Annotated in this window: 19 protein-coding genes; 11 read left to right on the top strand and 8 right to left on the bottom strand. The window is 73.6% G+C overall.

Features of this window, described 5'->3' with window-relative positions:
• Nucleotides 1-7: 7 nt before the first annotated feature.
• The gene (locus ACIGAN_RS20490) at nt 8-1255 is read right to left on the bottom strand and encodes an inorganic phosphate transporter (RefSeq protein WP_365089211.1); all 1248 of its coding nucleotides are present in this window, start codon (nt 1253-1255) and stop codon (nt 8-10) included.
• Between the two features lie 289 nt (nt 1256-1544).
• Here ACIGAN_RS20490 and ACIGAN_RS20485 point away from each other — a divergent pair, with 289 nt between their 5' ends.
• The 3 genes from ACIGAN_RS20485 to ACIGAN_RS20475 all read left to right on the top strand — a co-directional run bounded on the left by ACIGAN_RS20485 (nt 1545) and on the right by ACIGAN_RS20475 (nt 5110).
• Nucleotides 1545-2270: a class II aldolase/adducin family protein gene (locus tag ACIGAN_RS20485; RefSeq protein WP_399859285.1), complete on the top strand. Its 726-nt coding sequence runs from the start codon at nt 1545-1547 to the stop codon at nt 2268-2270.
• A 74-nt stretch (nt 2271-2344) separates the two neighbouring features.
• The gene (locus tag ACIGAN_RS20480) at nt 2345-3466 is read left to right on the top strand and encodes an alpha/beta hydrolase (RefSeq protein WP_399859282.1); all 1122 of its coding nucleotides are present in this window, start codon (nt 2345-2347) and stop codon (nt 3464-3466) included.
• A gap of 243 nt (nt 3467-3709) precedes the next feature.
• Nucleotides 3710-5110, top strand: coding sequence for a hypothetical protein (locus ACIGAN_RS20475; RefSeq protein ID WP_399859279.1), 1401 nt, complete (start codon nt 3710-3712; stop codon nt 5108-5110).
• 33 nt (nt 5111-5143) lie between these two features.
• On the opposite strand, the gene ACIGAN_RS20470 is transcribed toward ACIGAN_RS20475, so the two are convergent.
• Entirely contained in the window at nt 5144-5557 is a 414-nt protein-coding gene (locus tag ACIGAN_RS20470) for a VOC family protein (protein ID WP_365089217.1), read from the bottom strand.
• A gap of 245 nt (nt 5558-5802) precedes the next feature.
• Here ACIGAN_RS20470 and ACIGAN_RS20465 point away from each other — a divergent pair, with 245 nt between their 5' ends.
• The 3 genes from ACIGAN_RS20465 (at nt 5803) to ACIGAN_RS20455 (ending at nt 8936) form a co-directional block, all read left to right on the top strand.
• Nucleotides 5803-7401: an ABC-F family ATP-binding cassette domain-containing protein gene (locus ACIGAN_RS20465; RefSeq protein WP_365089219.1), complete on the top strand. Its 1599-nt coding sequence runs from the start codon at nt 5803-5805 to the stop codon at nt 7399-7401.
• A 362-nt stretch (nt 7402-7763) separates the two neighbouring features.
• Nucleotides 7764-7982, top strand: coding sequence for a helix-turn-helix domain-containing protein (locus ACIGAN_RS20460; RefSeq protein ID WP_010037790.1), 219 nt, complete (start codon nt 7764-7766; stop codon nt 7980-7982).
• A gap of 150 nt (nt 7983-8132) precedes the next feature.
• A complete protein-coding gene (locus ACIGAN_RS20455; protein WP_365089220.1) occupies nt 8133-8936 on the top strand; it encodes an enoyl-CoA hydratase/isomerase family protein in 804 nt (267 codons plus the stop codon).
• Nucleotides 8937-8961: 25 nt separating this feature from the next.
• Here the strand turns inward: ACIGAN_RS20455 and ACIGAN_RS20450 are convergent, their stop codons facing one another.
• Nucleotides 8962-9678: a nucleopolyhedrovirus P10 family protein gene (locus ACIGAN_RS20450; RefSeq protein ID WP_399859275.1), complete on the bottom strand. Its 717-nt coding sequence runs from the start codon at nt 9676-9678 to the stop codon at nt 8962-8964.
• Nucleotides 9679-9765: 87 nt separating this feature from the next.
• Here ACIGAN_RS20450 and ACIGAN_RS20445 point away from each other — a divergent pair, with 87 nt between their 5' ends.
• From ACIGAN_RS20445 to amaP, 5 genes are read left to right on the top strand one after another with little or no spacing between them, the layout of a single operon-like run.
• A complete protein-coding gene (locus ACIGAN_RS20445) occupies nt 9766-10239 on the top strand; it encodes an Asp23/Gls24 family envelope stress response protein (RefSeq protein WP_365739796.1) in 474 nt (157 codons plus the stop codon).
• Between the two features lie 46 nt (nt 10240-10285).
• Nucleotides 10286-10471 carry a hypothetical protein gene (locus tag ACIGAN_RS20440; protein ID WP_365739795.1) on the top strand — a complete coding sequence of 62 codons (186 nt, stop codon included), beginning with the start codon at nt 10286-10288 and terminating at the stop codon, nt 10469-10471.
• Complete coding sequence (locus ACIGAN_RS20435; protein WP_365739794.1) at nt 10468-10851, top strand: Asp23/Gls24 family envelope stress response protein; 384 nt, start codon at nt 10468-10470, stop codon at nt 10849-10851. The genes ACIGAN_RS20440 and ACIGAN_RS20435 overlap by 4 nt, the downstream gene beginning before the upstream one ends.
• Nucleotides 10848-11537, top strand: a complete 690-nt coding sequence (locus ACIGAN_RS20430) for a DUF6286 domain-containing protein (RefSeq protein ID WP_365739793.1) — start codon at nt 10848-10850, stop codon at nt 11535-11537. The genes ACIGAN_RS20435 and ACIGAN_RS20430 overlap by 4 nt, the downstream gene beginning before the upstream one ends.
• A 5-nt stretch (nt 11538-11542) precedes the next feature.
• Entirely contained in the window at nt 11543-12121 is a 579-nt protein-coding gene (gene amaP / locus ACIGAN_RS20425) for an alkaline shock response membrane anchor protein AmaP (RefSeq protein WP_399859271.1), read from the top strand.
• A 10-nt stretch (nt 12122-12131) separates the two neighbouring features.
• On the opposite strand, the gene ACIGAN_RS20420 is transcribed toward amaP, so the two are convergent.
• The 5 genes from ACIGAN_RS20420 to ACIGAN_RS20400 form a co-directional block, all read right to left on the bottom strand.
• A complete protein-coding gene (locus ACIGAN_RS20420) occupies nt 12132-12887 on the bottom strand; it encodes an SDR family oxidoreductase (RefSeq protein ID WP_365089233.1) in 756 nt (251 codons plus the stop codon).
• A 4-nt stretch (nt 12888-12891) separates the two neighbouring features.
• A complete protein-coding gene (locus ACIGAN_RS20415) occupies nt 12892-14685 on the bottom strand; it encodes a glycoside hydrolase family 15 protein (protein WP_365739791.1) in 1794 nt (597 codons plus the stop codon).
• A gap of 157 nt (nt 14686-14842) precedes the next feature.
• Nucleotides 14843-15637 (bottom strand): SURF1 family cytochrome oxidase biogenesis protein, encoded by a 795-nt coding sequence (locus tag ACIGAN_RS20410; RefSeq protein WP_399859267.1) that lies wholly within the window; start codon nt 15635-15637, stop codon nt 14843-14845.
• A 49-nt stretch (nt 15638-15686) separates the two neighbouring features.
• Nucleotides 15687-15920, bottom strand: coding sequence for a hypothetical protein (locus tag ACIGAN_RS20405; RefSeq protein ID WP_094056481.1), 234 nt, complete (start codon nt 15918-15920; stop codon nt 15687-15689).
• A gap of 155 nt (nt 15921-16075) precedes the next feature.
• Nucleotides 16076-17068: a DEDDh family exonuclease gene (locus ACIGAN_RS20400; protein ID WP_365739789.1), complete on the bottom strand. Its 993-nt coding sequence runs from the start codon at nt 17066-17068 to the stop codon at nt 16076-16078.
• Nucleotides 17069-17094: the final 26 nt, after the last annotated feature.

Genomic DNA, 17094 nt, shown 5'->3' with positions numbered 1-17094 from the left:
GGCGGGGTCAGACCGTGGTGGTCGTGGAGGGCGTCCGCTCGGCGGTCGCCTGCGCCGGGATCGGCGGCACGTCGGAACTCGGGCCCACCGGCGGCGGCGTCACCGCGGCCATCGCCGCGGTCACCACGCCGGCCGGCTCCTCGTCGGCTTCGGCGCCGGTGTCGTTGACGTTGGTGTGGTCGACGACCTCGCGCCGGGAGACCTTCCAGATCGCCGCCGAGGAGGCGACGAGGAAGACGGCCACCACGGCGGTGCCCCAGGCGCCGAAGCCGGTGACGTACTCGGCGAGCGCGCCCACCAGGGCGGCCGCCGGCAGGGTCAGGCCCCAGGCGACGAACATCCGCGTCGCGGTCGACCAGCGGACGACACCGCCCTTGCGGCCGAGGCCCGCGCCCATCACCGAGCCGGACACGGAGTGGGTGGTGGACAGGGAGAAGCCGAGGTGCGAGGAGGCCAGGATGACCGTGGCCGCGCTGGTCTGGGCGGCGAAGCCCTGCTGCGGCTGGAGGTCGGTCAGGCCTTTGCCCATGGTCCGGATGATGCGCCAGCCGCCCAGGTAGGTGCCGAGCGCGATCGCGACGCCCGCGGAGAGGATGACCCACAGGGGCGGGTCGGAGTCGGGGGCGACGGCGCCGCCGGCGACCAGGGCCAGGGTGATGACACCCATCGTCTTCTGCGCGTCGTTGGTGCCGTGCGCCAGGGAGACCAGGCCCGCCGAGGCGATCTGGCCGGCCCGGTAGCCCTTCTCGGACGCCTTGCCGTCGGCCTTGCGGCCCAGGGAGTACGTCAGCCGCGTGGCCAGCATCGCCGCGATGCCCGCGACCAGCGGGGCGGCGATCGCCGGGATGAGCACCTTGGTCACCAGCACGTCGCCGTGCACCGCGCCGACGCCCGCCGAGGCGATCGTGGCGCCGATCAGACCGCCCATGAGGGCGTGCGAGGAGCTGGACGGCAGGCCGACCAGCCACGTCAGCAGGTTCCACAGGATCGCGCCGACCAGGGCGGCGAAGATGACTTCGGGACGGATGCCGGCCTCGTCGACGAGGCCCTTGGAGATCGTGTTGGCGACTTCGACGGACAGGAAGGCGCCGACCAGGTTCAGGACCGCGGACATGGCGACCGCGACCTTCGGTCGCATGGCGCCCGTGGAAATGGTCGTGGCCATCGCGTTCGCGGTGTCGTGGAAACCGTTCGTGAAATCGAACGCGAGTGCGGTTACCACCACAATCGCGAGGATCAGCGAGAAGCTTTCCATTTACCCAGGCAATCGTTCGAGGTCATTGGCTGGACGAACGTAAGTAACCCGAGTGAACGGAAGATGAACTGGGAGGGGCGCATGGGTGTCCACAACAGGGGTTTGACGTTCCGCCTTGCTGTGAGGCTCCCCACGCCCTCGCGACCTAGGCTCCCCGCACCCCCCTCTTCAGCCGATCGAGTGACCGGATGAGCACGCTCCGTCACCCCGGCCGCCCGGCCGGGCCGCGGCGGCATCGCATACGACCCGTTCGCCGGTGCGCCGGGCGGCCGCCTGGCAGGATCGCCGCATGGCTGAACAGCGAGACGACGAGCGGAACCCGCGGGAGGTCCGGGGCGGGCGAGAGGGCGCGGGGAAGCGCCGGAGCGTCCGCCCCGAGGAGGCCCGCGCCTGGGAGGACCTCGTCGCGACGGCCCGCCGCACGGTGGCGGAGGGACTCGTCGTCGGCACGTCCGGCAACGTCTCGGTGCGCGTCGGCGACACCGTCCTGGTCACGCCGTCCGGCGTCCCCTACGACCGCCTCACGCCCGGCGACGTCACCGGCGTCGACCTCGACGGCCGGCAGGTCCTCGGCACCCTCGTCCCCACCAGCGAACTGCCCATGCACCTGGCCGTCCACCGCACGACCGACGCCCGTGCCGTCGTGCACACCCACGCCGTGCACGCCACGGCCGTGTCCACGCTCGTGACCGAGTTGCCGCTGATCCACTACATGGCGGCCGCGCTCGGCGGCCCCGTCCGGGTCGCCCCCTACGCCACGTACGGCACCGGCGAACTGGCCGAGAACATGCTGCGCGCCCTCGCCGGCCGCTCCGGCTGCCTCCTGCAGAACCACGGCACGATCACCTACGGCACCACCCTCGACCAGGCCTACGACCGCACGGCCCAGCTGGAGTGGATGTGCCGTCTGTGGCTCACCGCCACCTCGGTGCCGGGCCGCACCCCGACCCTGCTGTCCGGGCAGCAGCTCGCGGAGGTGCAGGAACGGCTGCGCGGTTACGGCCAGCGCCGCTGAACCGGGGCCGGACGGGGTCACCCCGCCGCCCCCTCCCACTGGTCGCCCGCGGACCGGACCGGGACACTTGAGCCGTGCACCCCGCCAGAGCGACGGCCGCTGCCGTCACCGCCGTGCTAGGGGCCGGTGCCGCCGCGGTGGCGGCCGGCCGGCTCGCCAGCGACGCCGCGCTCAAGGCGCCCGCGGGCCGGCCGCTGCCCACCGAGCCCCGGCTCACCGTCCACGGCACCGCCGCCGGGCAGATCACCCTCACCCGCGACCTGGCCGCCCTGCGGCCCGGCCGCTACGGCCTGTCCGGCGACGGCTCCCACGCGATCGTCGGACCCGTCCTGGCCGGCGCCCCGCTCTCCGCCGACACCGTCGTGCGCCGCCTGGAGGGCGTGACGCACGGCACCCTGAGACCCGGCGACAAGGTCTGGCTCACCCCCAACGTGCACGTCGGCGACCCGGGCTCCGCCCTCGGCGTCGAACACGCCGACGTCGACGTCCCCGGCGAACTCGGCGCCCTGCCCGCGTGGTTCGTGCCCGGCGCCCGGAACACCTGGGTGATCGCCGTGCACGGCCTGGGCACCACCCGCGAACTCGCCCTCAACGTCCTGGGGTTCTGGCACCGCAGCCACTTCCCGGTGCTCGCCCTCGCCTACCGCGGCGACCTCGGCGCCCCCCGCCCCGCCGACGGCCTGAACCACCTCGGCGAGACCGAGTGGCGCGACCTCGACGCCGCGATCCGCTACGCCGTGCGCCACGGCGCCCGCCAGGTCGTCCTGCACGGCTGGTCCACCGGCGCCACCATGGCCCTGCGCGCCGCCGAGCGCTCGGGGCTGCGCGAGCGCGTCTCCGGGCTCGTCCTGGACTCGCCGGTGCTCAGCTGGGAGACCACCCTGCGCGCCCTCGCCGCCGCCCGGCGCACTCCGGGCGCGCTGCTGCCCCTCGCCGTGCGGGCCGCCCAGGGCCGCACCGGCCTGTCCGGCCACCGCGTCACCGCCTCCTACGACGCCCTCCGCGTCCCGGCCCTGCTCTTCCACGGCCCGGGCGACACGGTCGCCCCCTGGCGCCTCTCCCGCCGGCTCGCCGACGCCCGCCCCGACCTGGTCGCCCTCCACACCGTGCGCGACGCCCCGCACGGAGCCATGTGGAACGCCGACCCCCAGGCCTACGAGGAAGCCCTCCGCCGCTTCCTGACCCCGCTCATGTGACCCGCCCGCGATCCGCCGCGGCGCCCCGGCCGGACACACCCCCCGTTCACGCCCCCTTCGCCCCCGCGCAACCACGTCCCGGGCCGACCCCCACCGACCGGTCGTGAGGATTCCGTTTAGCGTCGTACGACTGGCCTGTTCCCGGCCCCGGACCATTTCCGGCGGCCGGTGCGTTGGCCATCCCCGTCGCCCGCCGTGACATTCCGTTTGGGTTTTCGGACCGTCAACCGGAAGACTGCCCCCGTGACGTCCCGTATCCCGCGCGACTCCAGGCTCCGACTCGTCCGCCCGCGACCCCTGGCCGCCGCCCCCGCAGCGATCAACCAGCGGCGCTCGCGCCGCCCCGCCCCGCGCCCCCCGGAGGGCACCCCGGCCCCGGCGGAGCTGGCCAGAATGGCACGCTCAGGTCTGGCCGGCGCGGCCCGTGTCGCCCGCTGGGCCGACGCCGCGCTCGGCCCCGGCGGGGACAGCGCCACCGCCGACGGCAAGGCCACCCTCTCCGAGGCGACCGCCGAACGGGCGGCCCGCGACCTCGGCCTGACCCCCGCTCAGGTCAGGGCCGACTGGGACACCGCCCGGCTCGCCGGTCTCGTCGAGGTGCACGGCGACAGCGCCCGCCCCGGCTGGCGGCTGCGCGCCTGGAACCGCGACGACAGCGCCGTCCTGCGCGGCTGGGTCGCCCTCTTCGACGCCTGGTCGCTCGCCTGTCCGGAGCCCGAGGAGCACGAGCCCGCCGCCGTCGCCGAGGTCGTCTCGGCCATGCCCCAGGTGCTCTCCTTCCTCCAGCTGTCGGCCGGCCCCGTCCCCGTCGAGCAGCTCCTGGACCTCCTGGAACAGCGCGTCACCGAGCTGCGCACCGCCCGCTGCGAGATCCCCTACGGCCCGCAGCCCGAGCCGGTCGCCGAACCGGAGCCCACCGACGCCCCCCTCGCGCCCCTGCTCGACTGGGCCCTGCGCGCCCTCGCCTCCGTCGGCGCCCTCACCTACGGCGACGGCCAGGCCACGCTCACCCCGCTCGGCAGCTGGGCCGTCTGGGTCAAGCTGGAGCAGATCTGCGTCGCCGCGCAGAGCCCCGCCGGGAACATCGAGCAGGGCGCCGAGGACATGCTCCGCGGCTGCGCCCGGCTGCGCCCGAACGCGGCCCGCGCCGAGTACCGCGCCTGGCTCGCCGCCCGCACCGTCGGCAGCGCCGTCACCGAGCTGCTCGACGCCGCCCGCGGCGAGGACGCCCTGCTGCGCGGCCTGGCCTTCGAGGCGCTGCGCGTGGTCGGCGCCCCCGCCGAGCCGGACGTCCGCGCCGTGCTGGACGAGCCCACGCTGCGGCCGTACGCGCTGCTGTGGCTCGCCGAGCACGACGGCGCCGACCCCGAGGACGCCCACGAGGTCCTCACCCGGCAGGAGGCGACCTGGCTGTGGGTGGACACCGCCGCCGCCGTCGCCGACCACGGGGAGGCCCCGCTGCTCGTCAGGCACCTGGAGTCCGCCGTGCAGCCGACCGTCCCGATGCTGCTGGACGAGGTGCGCGCCGTGGGACACCCGCGGACCGTGCAGGTCCTGGTCGCGCTGGCCGCCGCCCACCCCGACCCGGCCCTCGCCAAGGCCGTCCGCCGGGCCGCCTTCCAGGTGCACACGGGCGGCAGCTAGGGCGACCGGCCCCAGGCGCCAGGGCGACCGACCCTAGGCGCCCGTGTCGGGCGCGTAGGTGCCGAAGCTCCAGACATTGCCCTCGACGTCCCGGGCCATGTAGTCCCGCGAGCCGTAGTCCTGGTCCGTCGGGGGCATCAGGATCTCCACGCCGTGCTCCACGGCGCGGCGGTGGTGCGCGTCGACGTCGTCCACCACGACGTACACCCCCGTGGTGCCGGCGCCCTTCATGGCCCTGTCGAAGACGCTGCCGGTGCCGCGGGTGCCGATCATCACCGCTCCGTTGCCCTGGGCCAGCTCGGCGTGCAGCACCGAGCCGTCCTCGCCCTCGTACACGGACAGCTCCGTGAAGCCGAGGGCCTCCGTGAGCTGGCGGATCGCCGCCTTCGCGTCCCCGTACAGCAGCGTCGGGAAGATGCTCGGGCGCCCGCCGGAGGTGCCTGCCATACCGATCACTCCCTCGTGCCCGGTCGCTGTGGTCCTGGGTGATCCGGACCCGCTGTCCGGACCCGCTGTCCAGTCTGGCAGCGGCGCTCGGGCGACGCCCGCGAGACCGACCGGACGCCCGCACGCAGAAAAAGTGGTTGCACGGCCCCGTTAGACTGTCCCCATGGCCTTTCTCCTCGCGCATTAGACGGCGGGAACGTCCTCAGCCGCCCATCCCGCCCCCGTATCCGCCCTGGAGTCTGTCCGTGATCTCCGCCTCCGGTATCGAGCTGCGCGCCGGTGCCCGCGTCCTCATCGAAAACGCCTCCTTCCGGGTCGCCAAGGGCGACCGCATCGGCCTCGTCGGCCGCAACGGGGCGGGGAAGACCACCCTCACCAAGTGCCTGGCGGGCGAGGCACAGCCCGCCGGCGGCACCATCACGCGCTCCGGCGAGGTCGGCTACCTCCCGCAGGACCCGCGCACGGGCGACCTCGACGTCCTCGCCCGCGACCGCATCCTGTCCGCCCGCGGCCTGGACGTCCTGATCCGCAAGATGCGCGAGAACGAACAGCGCATCGCCAACGGCCAGGGCGCCACCCGCGAGAAGGCCCTCAAGCAGTACGAGCGCCAGGAGACGGAGTTCCTGACCAAGGGCGGGTACGCCGCCGAGGCCGAGGCCGCCACCATCGCCGCCGCGCTCAACCTGCCCGACCGCGTGCTCGGCCAGCCCCTGCACACCCTCTCGGGCGGCCAGCGGCGCCGCATCGAGCTGGCCCGGATCCTCTTCTCCGACGCGGACACGCTGCTGCTCGACGAGCCGACCAACCACCTCGACGCCGACTCGATCATCTGGCTGCGCGACTACCTCAAGACCTACCGCGGCGGCTTCATCGTGATCTCCCACGACGTCGACCTGGTCGAGACGGTCGTGAACAAGGTGTTCTACCTGGACGCCAACCGCGCCCAGATCGACATCTACAACATGGGCTGGAAGCTCTACCAGCAGCAGCGCGAGGCCGACGAGAAGCGCCGCAAGCGCGAGCGCGCCAACGCCGAGAAGAAGGCCGCCGCGCTGCACTCGCAGGCCGACAAGATGCGCGCCAAGGCCACCAAGACCGTCGCCGCGCAGAACATGGCCCGCCGCGCGGACAAGCTGCTGTCCGGCCTGGAGGCGGTCCGCCAGTCGGACAAGGTCGCCAAGCTCCGCTTCCCCGAGCCCGCTCCCTGCGGCAAGACCCCGCTCATGGCCGAGGGCCTGTCGAAGTCGTACGGCTCGCTGGAGATCTTCACCGACGTCGACCTGGCCATCGACAAGGGCAGCCGCGTGGTCATCCTCGGCCTCAACGGCGCCGGCAAGACCACCCTGCTGCGGCTGCTGGGCGGCGTGGAGCAGCCCGACACCGGCATGGTCGTCCCCGGCCACGGCCTCAAGCTCGGCTACTACGCCCAGGAGCACGAGACCCTCGACCCGGACCGCACGGTGCTGGAGAACATGCGCTCCGCCGCCCCCGACATGGACCTGGTCGAGGTCCGCAAGGTGCTCGGCTCGTTCCTGTTCTCCGGCGACGACGTCGACAAGCCGGCCGGGGTCCTTTCCGGCGGTGAGAAGACCCGCCTCGCCCTCGCCACCCTGGTGGTGTCCTCGGCGAACGTGCTGCTGCTCGACGAGCCGACCAACAACCTCGATCCGGCCAGCCGCGAGGAGATCCTCGGCGCGCTGCGCACCTACAAGGGCGCGGTCGTCCTCGTCACGCACGACGAGGGCGCGGTCGAGGCGCTCCAGCCGGAGCGCATCATCCTGCTGCCGGACGGTGTCGAGGACCTGTGGGGCTCCGACTACGCGGACCTCGTCGCCCTCGCCTGAGGCACGCCGGGCGTCAGTGCCGCTTGATCGAATGCGTGATCAACGGCGTATGGATCATTCGGCCCATCGGTGATCCATCATTGGTGTGAGATCTCCTCGTACCGAGGTGTGTCCTACATCGATTTCGCGGCCGAGCCCCTGATCCTTCGGGACTCGGCCGCTCCGTCTCTCTGACCTGGCCTTTCCCGGAACGCTAAATGCGGCCCCGGCGACGGCACACTTCGGAATTGGCAATTCCGCTTGTGGGGATGTGCTCCCGTCGTCACAACCTTGTCTCACGGACCTTGCCGAATGGGTGGCCATCAGGGCCCGGAGGGGTGATCATGAGGAGACCAGAGCGCACTTCCCATGAGGAGGCACGGGTGGCCGAGACTCTGAAGAAGGGCAGCCGGGTGACCGGCGCCGCGCGCGACAAGCTCGCGGCAGACCTGAAGAAGAAGTACGACGCCGGTGCGAGCATCCGGGCGTTGGCCGAGGAGACCGGCCGCTCGTATGGCTTTGTGCACCGCATGCTCAGTGAGTCGGGCGTCACGCTGCGAGGGCGTGGCGGGGCGACCCGGGGCAAGAAGGCCACGGCCTGACCCCGGGTGGCCCCACGGCTTCGATGGTGGCCACCCGGTCGTTCAGCTAACCGACCGGGTGGTTACTGTGCAGTCACTTAGCTGTGTCGTGTTCCGGTGCACCAGCCGGCGTACGGCACGGAAGACGACCGCACCCATCGGAGGCGTCCCATGGCTTCGCCCGACCAGGACCTCGTTCCCGTACTCGACAAGGACGGCGTACGGCTCACCGTCGACGACGCGATCGCCACGGTGACGCTGACCAACCCGGCCAAGCGCAACGCGCAGAGCCCCGCTCTGTGGCGGGCGCTGACCGAGGCCGGGCGGCAGCTGCCGGGCTCCGTCCGCGTCGTGGTCCTGCGGGCCGAGGGCAAGTCCTTCTCGGCCGGGCTCGACCGGCAGGCGTTCACGCCCGAGGGCTTCGACGGGGAACCGTCGTTCATCGACCTCGCGCGCGGCGGCGACGCCGAGTTGGACGCGACCATCGCCGAGTACCAGGAGGCGTTCACCTGGTGGCGGCGCAGCGACATCGTCTCCGTCGCCGCGGTCCAGGGACACGCCATCGGGGCGGGCTTCCAGCTCGCCCTCGCCTGTGACCTGCGCGTCGTCGCCGACGACGTGCAGTTCGCCATGCGCGAGACCGGCCTCGGACTCGTGCCCGACCTGACGGGCACCCATCCACTGGTGGGGCTCGTCGGCTACGCCCGCGCGCTGGAGATCTGCGTGACCGGGCGCTTCGTCACGGCCGAGGAGGCCGTCAGCACGGGACTGGCCAACGTGGCCGTGCCCGCCGCGCAGCTCGACGACACGGTCCGCGACCTCACCGCGGCCGTGCTCGCCGCGCCCCGCGACGCCGTCATCGAGACCAAGGCCCTGCTGCGCGGTGCCCAGGACCGCACCTACGAGGAGCAGCGCCGCGCCGAGCGCCAGTCCCAGGCCCGCCGGCTGCGGGACCTCGCGGGCGTCGGCGACTGAGACCACCGCCGCGGCCGGAGCGCGGTCAGCCCAGCGCGCTCACCACGACCGCCACCGTCGGACGGTCCGGCAGGACCTCCCCGACCGCCGTGCGGACCGCGCGGGCCACGTCACCGGCCCGCCGCTCCGCGGCCACCGCCACCTCCAGCCGGACGTGCCGGCGCGGCAGCGCGGCGTCGGCCGGCCGCTCCTCGATGTGCACCGGGTGACCCAGCGTGCCGGTCAGCCGGAGCACGCCCGGCACCTCCAGCGCGGCGGCGGCCACCCGGCCCTCGTCGCCGCCCTCCACCCGTTCGGCTGGCGGCGGTTCGGGTGGCGAGGCCCCGGGCTCCCCGTCCGGGTCCTCCTCTTCCAGCAGGCCCGTCACCGTCAGGTCCACCTCGGCCACCGCCAGGCCGAGCCGCCGCGCCGCCGCGCTCGCCAGGGCCGCCCGCAGCAGCGACGCCGTCTCGGGCAGCGGGCGCGCGGCCGTGGCCGCGAACTGGGCGGTCACCCGCAGCGGCCCCGGCGGCAGCGCACTCGGCGGCGCCGGCACGGCCGGCTCGTGGAGCTCCGCGGAGTCCGCGAGCGCGATCCGGAGCGTGTCGAGGCGTACGCCCGGGGTGTCGCGTGTCGCGCGCCCCAGTACCGCCTCGACCGCCCGTTCGGAGATCCAGGCGCCGTCGCGCGCCTCACCCAGCGGCAGAAGCCTGCCCAGACCCAGCTGCTGTCTCACTGCTCGCGTCCATCGGTCGGCCGTCATTCCTCCAGCCTGCCGCATCAGAGGCGCGCTTCCGCGTAACCGTGCTTACCGTGGTCGCAGGACGACGACCGAAAAGGACGTACGGCGATGACTGACATGACCGAGAACCGGGGCGGGGAGAGCGAGACGACGGCGCGCAGGAGCCCGCTCGCCAAGCGCGGCGGGGGAGACCCGGGCTCCCGGGGCCGGACGACCATCGCGGACGGCGTCGTGGAGAAGATCGCCGGGCTGGCCGCACGCGACGTGGACGGCGTGCACGCCATGGGCAGCGGACTGTCCCGCACCTTCGGCGCCGTGCGCGACCGGGTGCCCGGCGGCCAGAAGTCGGGCGTGACCCGCGGTGTGAAGGCCGAGGTCGGCGAGGTGCAGGCCGCCCTCGACCTGGAGATCGTCGTCGAGTACGGCGTGTCGATCGCCGACGTGGCCCGGGACGTGCGGGAGAACGTCATCACGGCCGTCGAGCGGATGACCGGCCTGGAGGTCGTCGAGGTCAACATCGCGGTGAGCGACGTGAAGCTGCCGGACGAGGAGGAAGAGGAACCGGAGCGCCGGATCCAGTGAGGCACGGGCCAGGACACGGCACAGCGGATGAGGAGCTGAGGAGCGCATGAGCATGGGCGTGGCCGGGATGATCGCCGGCATGGCGCTGGCCTTCGCCGGATACTTCGGCGGGTTCGGGGCGTTTCTGCTGGTCGCGGCGCTGGGCGCCGTCGGCTTCGTCGTCGGCCGGTTCCTGGAGGGGGACATGGACTTCGGCGACTTCTTCCGCAGTCGTGCAGAACGGCGGCGGTGACGCCCGTGAGCACGGGGGCCGGTGAGCTCGACAGGCCACTGACCGTCGTCCCGCCGGGCGAACGCGGGGCGACCAGGATCGCCGACCGGGTCGTCGCGAAGATCGCCTCGCAGGCGGCCCGCGAGGCCGTCGGGACGCTGCCGCCCGGCGCCGAACGGCCGTCGGCCGGCGTCACCGTCCACCACGACGTCGTCCACGTCCGGGTGCACGTGGAACTCGGCTACCCCTGCGACATCGGCGAACGCTGCCGGAGCGTGCGGCGCCAGGTGGTCGAGCGGGTGAGCACTCTGGTGGGCATGCACGTGCCGGAGGTCGTCGTCCAGGTGGAAGGGCTGCACCTGGCCGGGGCACCCGGAGCCGGACAGCGGAGGACCCGATGAGCGAACCCCGGGGCACCGGACCTCAGGGCACCGAGCCCGAGGGCGCGACGCAGCGCCTGCCCGTGCTGGAGAAGCCCGAGGCGGACGACGGCACCGGACCCGACCGGCCCGCCCCGCGGACGGAAGCCGGGGGCGAGGGCGGCCGCGCGGGCCGCTTCTGGTCGGCCCGCCGCATCCCCGCGGGCATCGTCGCGCTGCTGCTCCTGGGCCTCGCGGGACTGTTCCTCTACGACATCGTCTCGGTGCGCGCCGGCCGGCCCGGCATGAGCTGGCGCCGGGACCTGACCCGGCAGCTCGCCGAACGGCCCCTGGACGACACCTGGGTGCTCGTCGGGGCCGGGGTCGCCGCCGCCCTCGGCCTCTGGCTGCTCGTGCTGGCCGCCACCCCCGGTCTGCGGCACGTGCTGCCGATGCGCCGCACACACGCCGGGGTACGGGCGGGCCTGGACCGGGACGCCGCCGCGAGCGCCCTGCGCGACCGGGCCGTGGAGGTGGCCGGCGTGCAGTCGGCACGGGTCAGGGTGCGCCGGCGCCGGGCGGACGTCCGTGCCCTGGCGCACTTCCGGGAACTGGACGAGGTACGGACCGACCTGGACGCCGTGCTCGGCGACGCCGTGCGCGGCCTGGGACTGTCCCGGCCGCCCTCGCTGTCGGTGCGGGTACGGCGCCCGGGCCGGAAGGGGTGACGACGATGCTCAGAGGCGTCAACCGGATCTTCCTCGGGCTGGTGGGACTGGTGCTGCTGGTGCTCGGCGGCTCGGTCCTGGCCGTCGGCCTCGGCGCGCCGGTGCCCTCCTGGTGGATCCACGACAGCGAGCACGACGTGCTGCTCAGCGACGCCGAGCGCACCCGCTGGCGGGCGGAGGGCTGGTGGTGGCCGGTCGTCATCGCCGTGCTGGCGGCCCTGCTGCTGCTCGCCCTGTGGTGGCTGGTCGCGGGTTTGCGCAGACGCCGCCTCGCCGAGGTCCTGGTCGACACGGGTGACGGCGAGGGCGCCCTGCTGCGGGGCCGGGCCCTGGAGCAGGTCCTCACCCAGGAGGCGGAGCGGATCGACGGCGTCGACCGGTCCCGGGCCCGGCTGACGGGCCGGCGTACCGCCCCCGAGGCCCACGTACGCCTCGCCCTGGAGCCGCACGTGGACCCGGGAACCGCCCTGACCGACTTCACGACCGGCGCCCTGCACCACGCCAGGACGTCGGCGGGCCTCGTGTCGCTGCCGGCGGAGGTGAGACTGCGCGCGGTCCGGCACGGCGCCGAACGGGTCAGTTGAGCCGGACCGCTCAGAAGCCGTGCCGCGCCCCGCCGTCCACCGGCACCATGACCCCGGTCAGATAGGACGCGGCAGGCGACAGCAGGAACGCGGCGACCCGCCCGAACTCCTCGGGCGCCCCGTACCGCCGCAACGGGATCCGCGACTCCGAGGCCGCCCGGGTCGCCCCGGGGTCGGCCGACAGCGAGTCCAGCTCGCGCACCCGGTCGGTGTCGATCCGCCCGGGCAGCACACCGACCACCCGGATGCCGCGCGGCCCGAGTTCGTCGGAGAGCGACTTGGCGAACCCGGCCAGGCCCGGCCGCAGCCCGTTGGAGATGGTCAGGCCCGGGATCGGCTCGTACACCGACCCGGACAGCACGAACCCGATGACGCCCCCGGCCTCCAGCTCGGCCGCCGCGGCGCGCGCCAGTCGCACCGCGCCGAGGAACACCGACTCGAACGCCGTCTGCCACTGCTCGTCGGTGTTGTCGGCGACGAACCCGGCGGGCGGCCCGCCCACGCTGACGAGGAGGCCGTCGAAGCGCCCGAAGTGCTCGCGCGCGGCCGTGATCAGCACGGCCGCCGCGTCGGGGTCGGCGTTGTCGACGGCCACCCCCACCGCGTTCGGGCCCAGCGCGGCGGCCGCCTCGGCCGCGCTCGTGTCGTCCCGCCCCGAGACGACCACCTTCGCCCCGTCCGCGACCAGCTCACGCGCGGAGGCGTTGCCGAGGCCGCGCGTGGCCCCGGTCACGACGTACACCCGGTCCTTCAGTCCAAGATCCATGGACCTATCCTGCCCCGTCCTCCCCGAACAGGGCGAGGGCGGTGTTCACCAGGCCGATGTGGCTGAACGCCTGCGGGAAGTTGCCCAGCTGCCGGCCGGCCACCGGGTCGTACTCCTCGGACAGCAGGCCGACGTCGTTGGCCAGCCCCACCAGCCGTTCGAACAGCTCGCGGGCCTCCTTCGTGCGGCCCGTCATGTGCAGGGCGTCCGCGAGCCAGAACGAGCACACCAGGAAGGTGCCCTCGCTGCCGGGCAGCCCGTCGACGTCCGTGAAGTCCGCCTCGGTGGTGCTGTAGCGCCGCAGCAGGCCGCCGTGGTCCAGCTCCTCGCGCACCGCGTCGATCGTGCCGATCACCCGGGGATCGTCCGGCGGCAGGAAGCCCACGCGCGGGATGAGCAGCAGCGCGGCGTCCAGCTCCCGCGAGCCGTAGGACTGCGTGAAGGTGTTGCGCTCGGGGTCGTAGCCCTTCTCGCACACCTCGCGGTGCACCTCGTCGCGCAGCGTGCGCCACGCGTCCAGGTCGCCGTGCAGCTCCGGATGGCTCTCCAGGGTGCGCACGGCGCGGTCGGCGGCCACCCACACCATCACCTTGGAGTGCACGAACTGCCGGCGTCCGCCGCGCACCTCCCACAGCCCCTCGTCCGGCTGCTGCCAGTTCTCCCGCAGGAAGTCCATCAGGGCCGTCTGCAGGGCCCATACGTCCGGCTGGGGCGACAGGCCCGACTCGCGGGCCAGCGACAGGGAGTCCATGACCTCGCCGTAGACGTCCAGCTGGAGCTGGTTCACGGCGTCGTTGCCGATGCGGACCGGCGTGGACTCGTCGAAGCCGGACAGCCAGGGCAGCTCGAACTCGGGCAGCCGCCGCTCGCCCGCCAGCCCGTACATGATCTGCAGGTCGGCCGGGTCGCCCGCGACCGCGCGCAGCAGCCAGTTCCGCCAGGCCTCGGCCTCCTCCTGGTAGCCCGCCGCCAGCAGCGCGCCCAGGGTGAGGGTGGAGTCGCGCAGCCAGCAGAAGCGGTAGTCCCAGTTGCGCACGCCGCCCGGCTCCTCGGGCAGCGAGGTCGTGGCGGCGGCGACGATGCCGCCGGTCGGGGCGTAGGTCAGGGCCTTGAGGGTGATCAGGGAGCGGACGACTTCGTCCCGGTACGGCCCGTCGTAGCGGCAGCGCGAGGCCCAGGCCTGCCAGTCCTCCACGCTGTGGCGCAGCGACTCGTAGGGGTCGACGAGCGGCGGGCGCGGTTCGTGGGAGGGGTGCCAGGTCAGGACGAAAGCGACCTTTTCCCCCTTCTTCACCGTGAACTCCGCGTGCGTGCCGAAGTCCTCGCCCCAGCTGTTCACTTCCGGCTCGCTGCGCAGCCAGGTGGAGTCCGGGCCGGCGACGGCGACCCGGTGGCCGTCCGAGCGGCGCATCCACGGGACGATCGAGCCGTAGTCGAAGCGCAGCTTCAGCACGCTGTGCAGCGTCACCTCGCCGTCCAGGCCCTCGACGATCCGCACGAGATCGGGGGCCTCGTCGCGCTGGGGCATCAGGTCCGTGACCCGGACCGCCCCCTGCGCGGTCTCCCACTCGGTGTCGAGGACGAGGGTGTCGCGCCGGTAGGCGCGCCGGGTGCACCGGTCCGCCCCCACGGGGGCGATGCGCCAGTGGCCGTTGTCCTCGTCACCGAGCAGTTTCGCGAAACAGGCGGCCGAGTCGAAGCGGGGCAGGCACAGCCAGTCCACCGATCCGTCCGTGCCGACCAGGGCCGCGGTCTGTTCGTCTCCGATGATCGCGTAGTCCTCGATGCTGGGGTGCACGGAGTGCGGGTTCCCGGCAACTCGGCGTGGCAATCAGGGCAGGGGCCGCGGGAGTGACTTTCGGTCGCGTCCACGGGGCCGCGTCCGGGCCGGTCGGCCCCTGCGCCGAAGCCCCTGGACGACGACGGACCGCCGCGGGTGTCGCGGCCGGGCGCGGTCAGACCGCCGCCGGTTCCGCCTCGTCGGCGTCCTGCTGCGCGGCCGCCGTCTGCGCCCGGTCCCGGGCCTCGCGGCGGGCCAGGATCACCCAGCCGACCGGGACGGCGGCGGAGAACAGCCACCACTGGACGGCGTACGCGTAGTTCAGCGCCGCGTCCTCCTTGCCGGGGTTGCCCAGCGGCTCGGGCGTGTCGCCCTTGGGCTCGGGCGCCGTCAGGGCGATGTACCCGCCGAGCACCTCGGCGCCCAGCCGGCGCGCCTGCTGCTCGCTGTTGATCAGCATGATCTGCCGGTCCGGCAGGTCGCTGAGGTTCTTGATGCCGCTGGCCGCGGTCGTCTCGCTGGGCATCAGCCGGCCCCGGACCGTGACCTCGCCGGCGGGCGGTGCGGGGACCTCCGGGAACGCGGTCTGGGTCGGCCCGGAGGGCACCCAGCCCCGGTTGACCAGCAGCACCTTGCCGTCGTCCAGGACGAACGGGGTCAGGACGTGGTAGCCGACCTCGTCGTCGGAGTTGGTGCGGCGGCGGACGACGACCTCGTCCTCGGCGTCGAAGCGGCCCGTGGCGGTCACGGTCCGGTACCGCTCGTCGCTGGTCACGGTGTGCCCGGGCGCGGTCAGCTGCTCCACGGGGACCGGATCGGCGGCCAGCGCGTCGGCGACCAGCTCGTTCCGGGCGGTGCGCTCCTGGTAGCGGTGCATCTGCCAGATGCCCAGCCTGATCATCGTGGGGATGAGGAGCAGGGCGATCAGCGTGACGATCACCCACTGCCGGGACATCAGGAAGCGGTACACCCCACGACCGTACAACTCGGTCGCGGGGTGCATTCAGGTGGGTACGGGTTCAGACCTTGTCGACGATGCCCGCCTTTCCCTCCGCGCGGGCGCAGTGGGCGCCGCAGTACCAGTGGCCCTCGACCTCCACGCCCTGCCCGATGATCTGCACGCGGCAGTGCTCGCAGATGGGGGCCATGCGGTGGATCGCGCAGGCGAAGCAGTCGAAGACGTGCACCGCGCCCTGCGCGTGCACCTCGAAGGTCATTCCGTACTGATTGCCACAAACCTCACAGGTCGCCATGGGCCACAGGGTGGGCCGTGGCCCCGGCCCGGGCGAGCGGCCGCCGGGCGAGTCGCCCGGCAATCACCCGTCCGTACGGTCACCCGGACATCACCCGTCCGTGCGGTCACCCGCCCATCACCCGTCCGTGCGGTCGCCCCGCGCCGCGGCCGGACTCACCCCTCGGACGCCGGTTCCACGTCCGCGAGGAGCTGCCCGAAGGCCGCCTCGTCCACGACCGGCGTGCCGAACTGGCGGGCCTTGACCACCTTGGAGGTGCCCGAGTCCGGGTCGTTCGTGACGAGCAGGCTCGTCAGCCGGGACAGGCTGGTGGCCACGTGCAGCCCGGCCTCGGTCGCGCGGTCCTCCAGCAGCTCCCGCTCGGTCGAGGTGTCACCCGAGAAGGCGACCCGCATCCCCTGCTTGAGCCGCCCGCCCGGCTCGTAGCGCCCCGGGTTGGGGTAGGGGCAGGCGGGGCGCTTGCGCGAGGGGCGCCAACTGGTCGGCCGGTAGCCGCCGTAGCCGGCCTGCTGCCCGATGCGGGGCGTGGCGGGGCGGTCCGACCACTCCGTCAGCGGCCGGCACTCGTGCAGCGGCAGCCGCAGGTTGCTCGCCGCCGCGGCCCGCAGGCTGGGGCGGAACGCCTCCGCCAGCACGCGCGCGTCGTCCAGCGCGTGGTGCGCCCGCTGCTGCACCACGCCGAAGTGCGCCGCGAGGGACTCCAGCTTGTGGTTGGGCAGCGGCAGCCCCAGCTCCTTGGAGAGCGCGATGGTGCACAGCCGCTGGCGCACCGGAGCCTCGCGCCGGGCGCGCGCGTACTCCCGGGCGATCATCTGCCAGTCGAAGACGGCGTTGTGCGCGACGAGGACCCGGTCCGTCAGCCGGGCCGCGAACTCCTCGGCGATGTCCTGGAAGAGGGGAGCGCCCTCCAGCGCCTCGCTCGTCAGCCCGTGGATCCACACCGGGCCCGGGTCGCGCTCCGGGTTGACCGTCGTGTACCAGTGGTCCTCGACCTCGCCGCGCGCGTCCAGCCGGTAGACGGCCGCGGAGATGATGCGGTCGTCCCGGGCCAGGCCCGTGGTCTCCACGTCAACGACCGCGTATCCCCGGGGATATGCGGCCGGCCACGCCGTGGCGGAGAGCGCTGCGGTCGTCAGGTCTTCGAGCATGGTTCACGAGGATACGGGCCGGGACT

It is taken from the genome of Streptomyces sp. NPDC085931 (assembly GCF_044540565.1).
Classification (GTDB): Bacteria; Actinomycetota; Actinomycetes; order Streptomycetales; family Streptomycetaceae; genus Streptomyces.
Note: the sequence above shows the minus strand (reverse complement) of the source record. Positions and strands in the feature narration are given on the sequence as shown.

Bases quoted from the DNA above. Each gene is read 5' to 3' on its own strand.
- ACIGAN_RS20485 (WP_399859285.1), top strand. From the start codon at position 1,545: ATGGCTGAACAGCGAGACGACGAGCGGAACCCGCGGGAGGTCCGGGGC.
- ACIGAN_RS20405 (WP_094056481.1), bottom strand. From the start codon at position 15,920: ATGGCGACCTGTGAGGTTTGTGGCAATCAGTACGGAATGACCTTCGAG.
- amaP (WP_399859271.1), top strand. From the start codon at position 11,543: ATGCTCAGAGGCGTCAACCGGATCTTCCTCGGGCTGGTGGGACTGGTG.
- ACIGAN_RS20450 (WP_399859275.1), bottom strand. From the start codon at position 9,678: ATGACGGCCGACCGATGGACGCGAGCAGTGAGACAGCAGCTGGGTCTG.
- ACIGAN_RS20445 (WP_365739796.1), top strand. From the start codon at position 9,766: ATGACTGACATGACCGAGAACCGGGGCGGGGAGAGCGAGACGACGGCG.
- ACIGAN_RS20420 (WP_365089233.1), bottom strand. From the start codon at position 12,887: ATGGATCTTGGACTGAAGGACCGGGTGTACGTCGTGACCGGGGCCACG.
- ACIGAN_RS20490 (WP_365089211.1), bottom strand. From the start codon at position 1,255: ATGGAAAGCTTCTCGCTGATCCTCGCGATTGTGGTGGTAACCGCACTC.
- ACIGAN_RS20400 (WP_365739789.1), bottom strand. From the start codon at position 17,068: ATGCTCGAAGACCTGACGACCGCAGCGCTCTCCGCCACGGCGTGGCCG.
- ACIGAN_RS20440 (WP_365739795.1), top strand. From the start codon at position 10,286: ATGAGCATGGGCGTGGCCGGGATGATCGCCGGCATGGCGCTGGCCTTC.
- ACIGAN_RS20470 (WP_365089217.1), bottom strand. From the start codon at position 5,557: ATGGCAGGCACCTCCGGCGGGCGCCCGAGCATCTTCCCGACGCTGCTG.
- ACIGAN_RS20455 (WP_365089220.1), top strand. From the start codon at position 8,133: ATGGCTTCGCCCGACCAGGACCTCGTTCCCGTACTCGACAAGGACGGC.
- ACIGAN_RS20430 (WP_365739793.1), top strand. From the start codon at position 10,848: ATGAGCGAACCCCGGGGCACCGGACCTCAGGGCACCGAGCCCGAGGGC.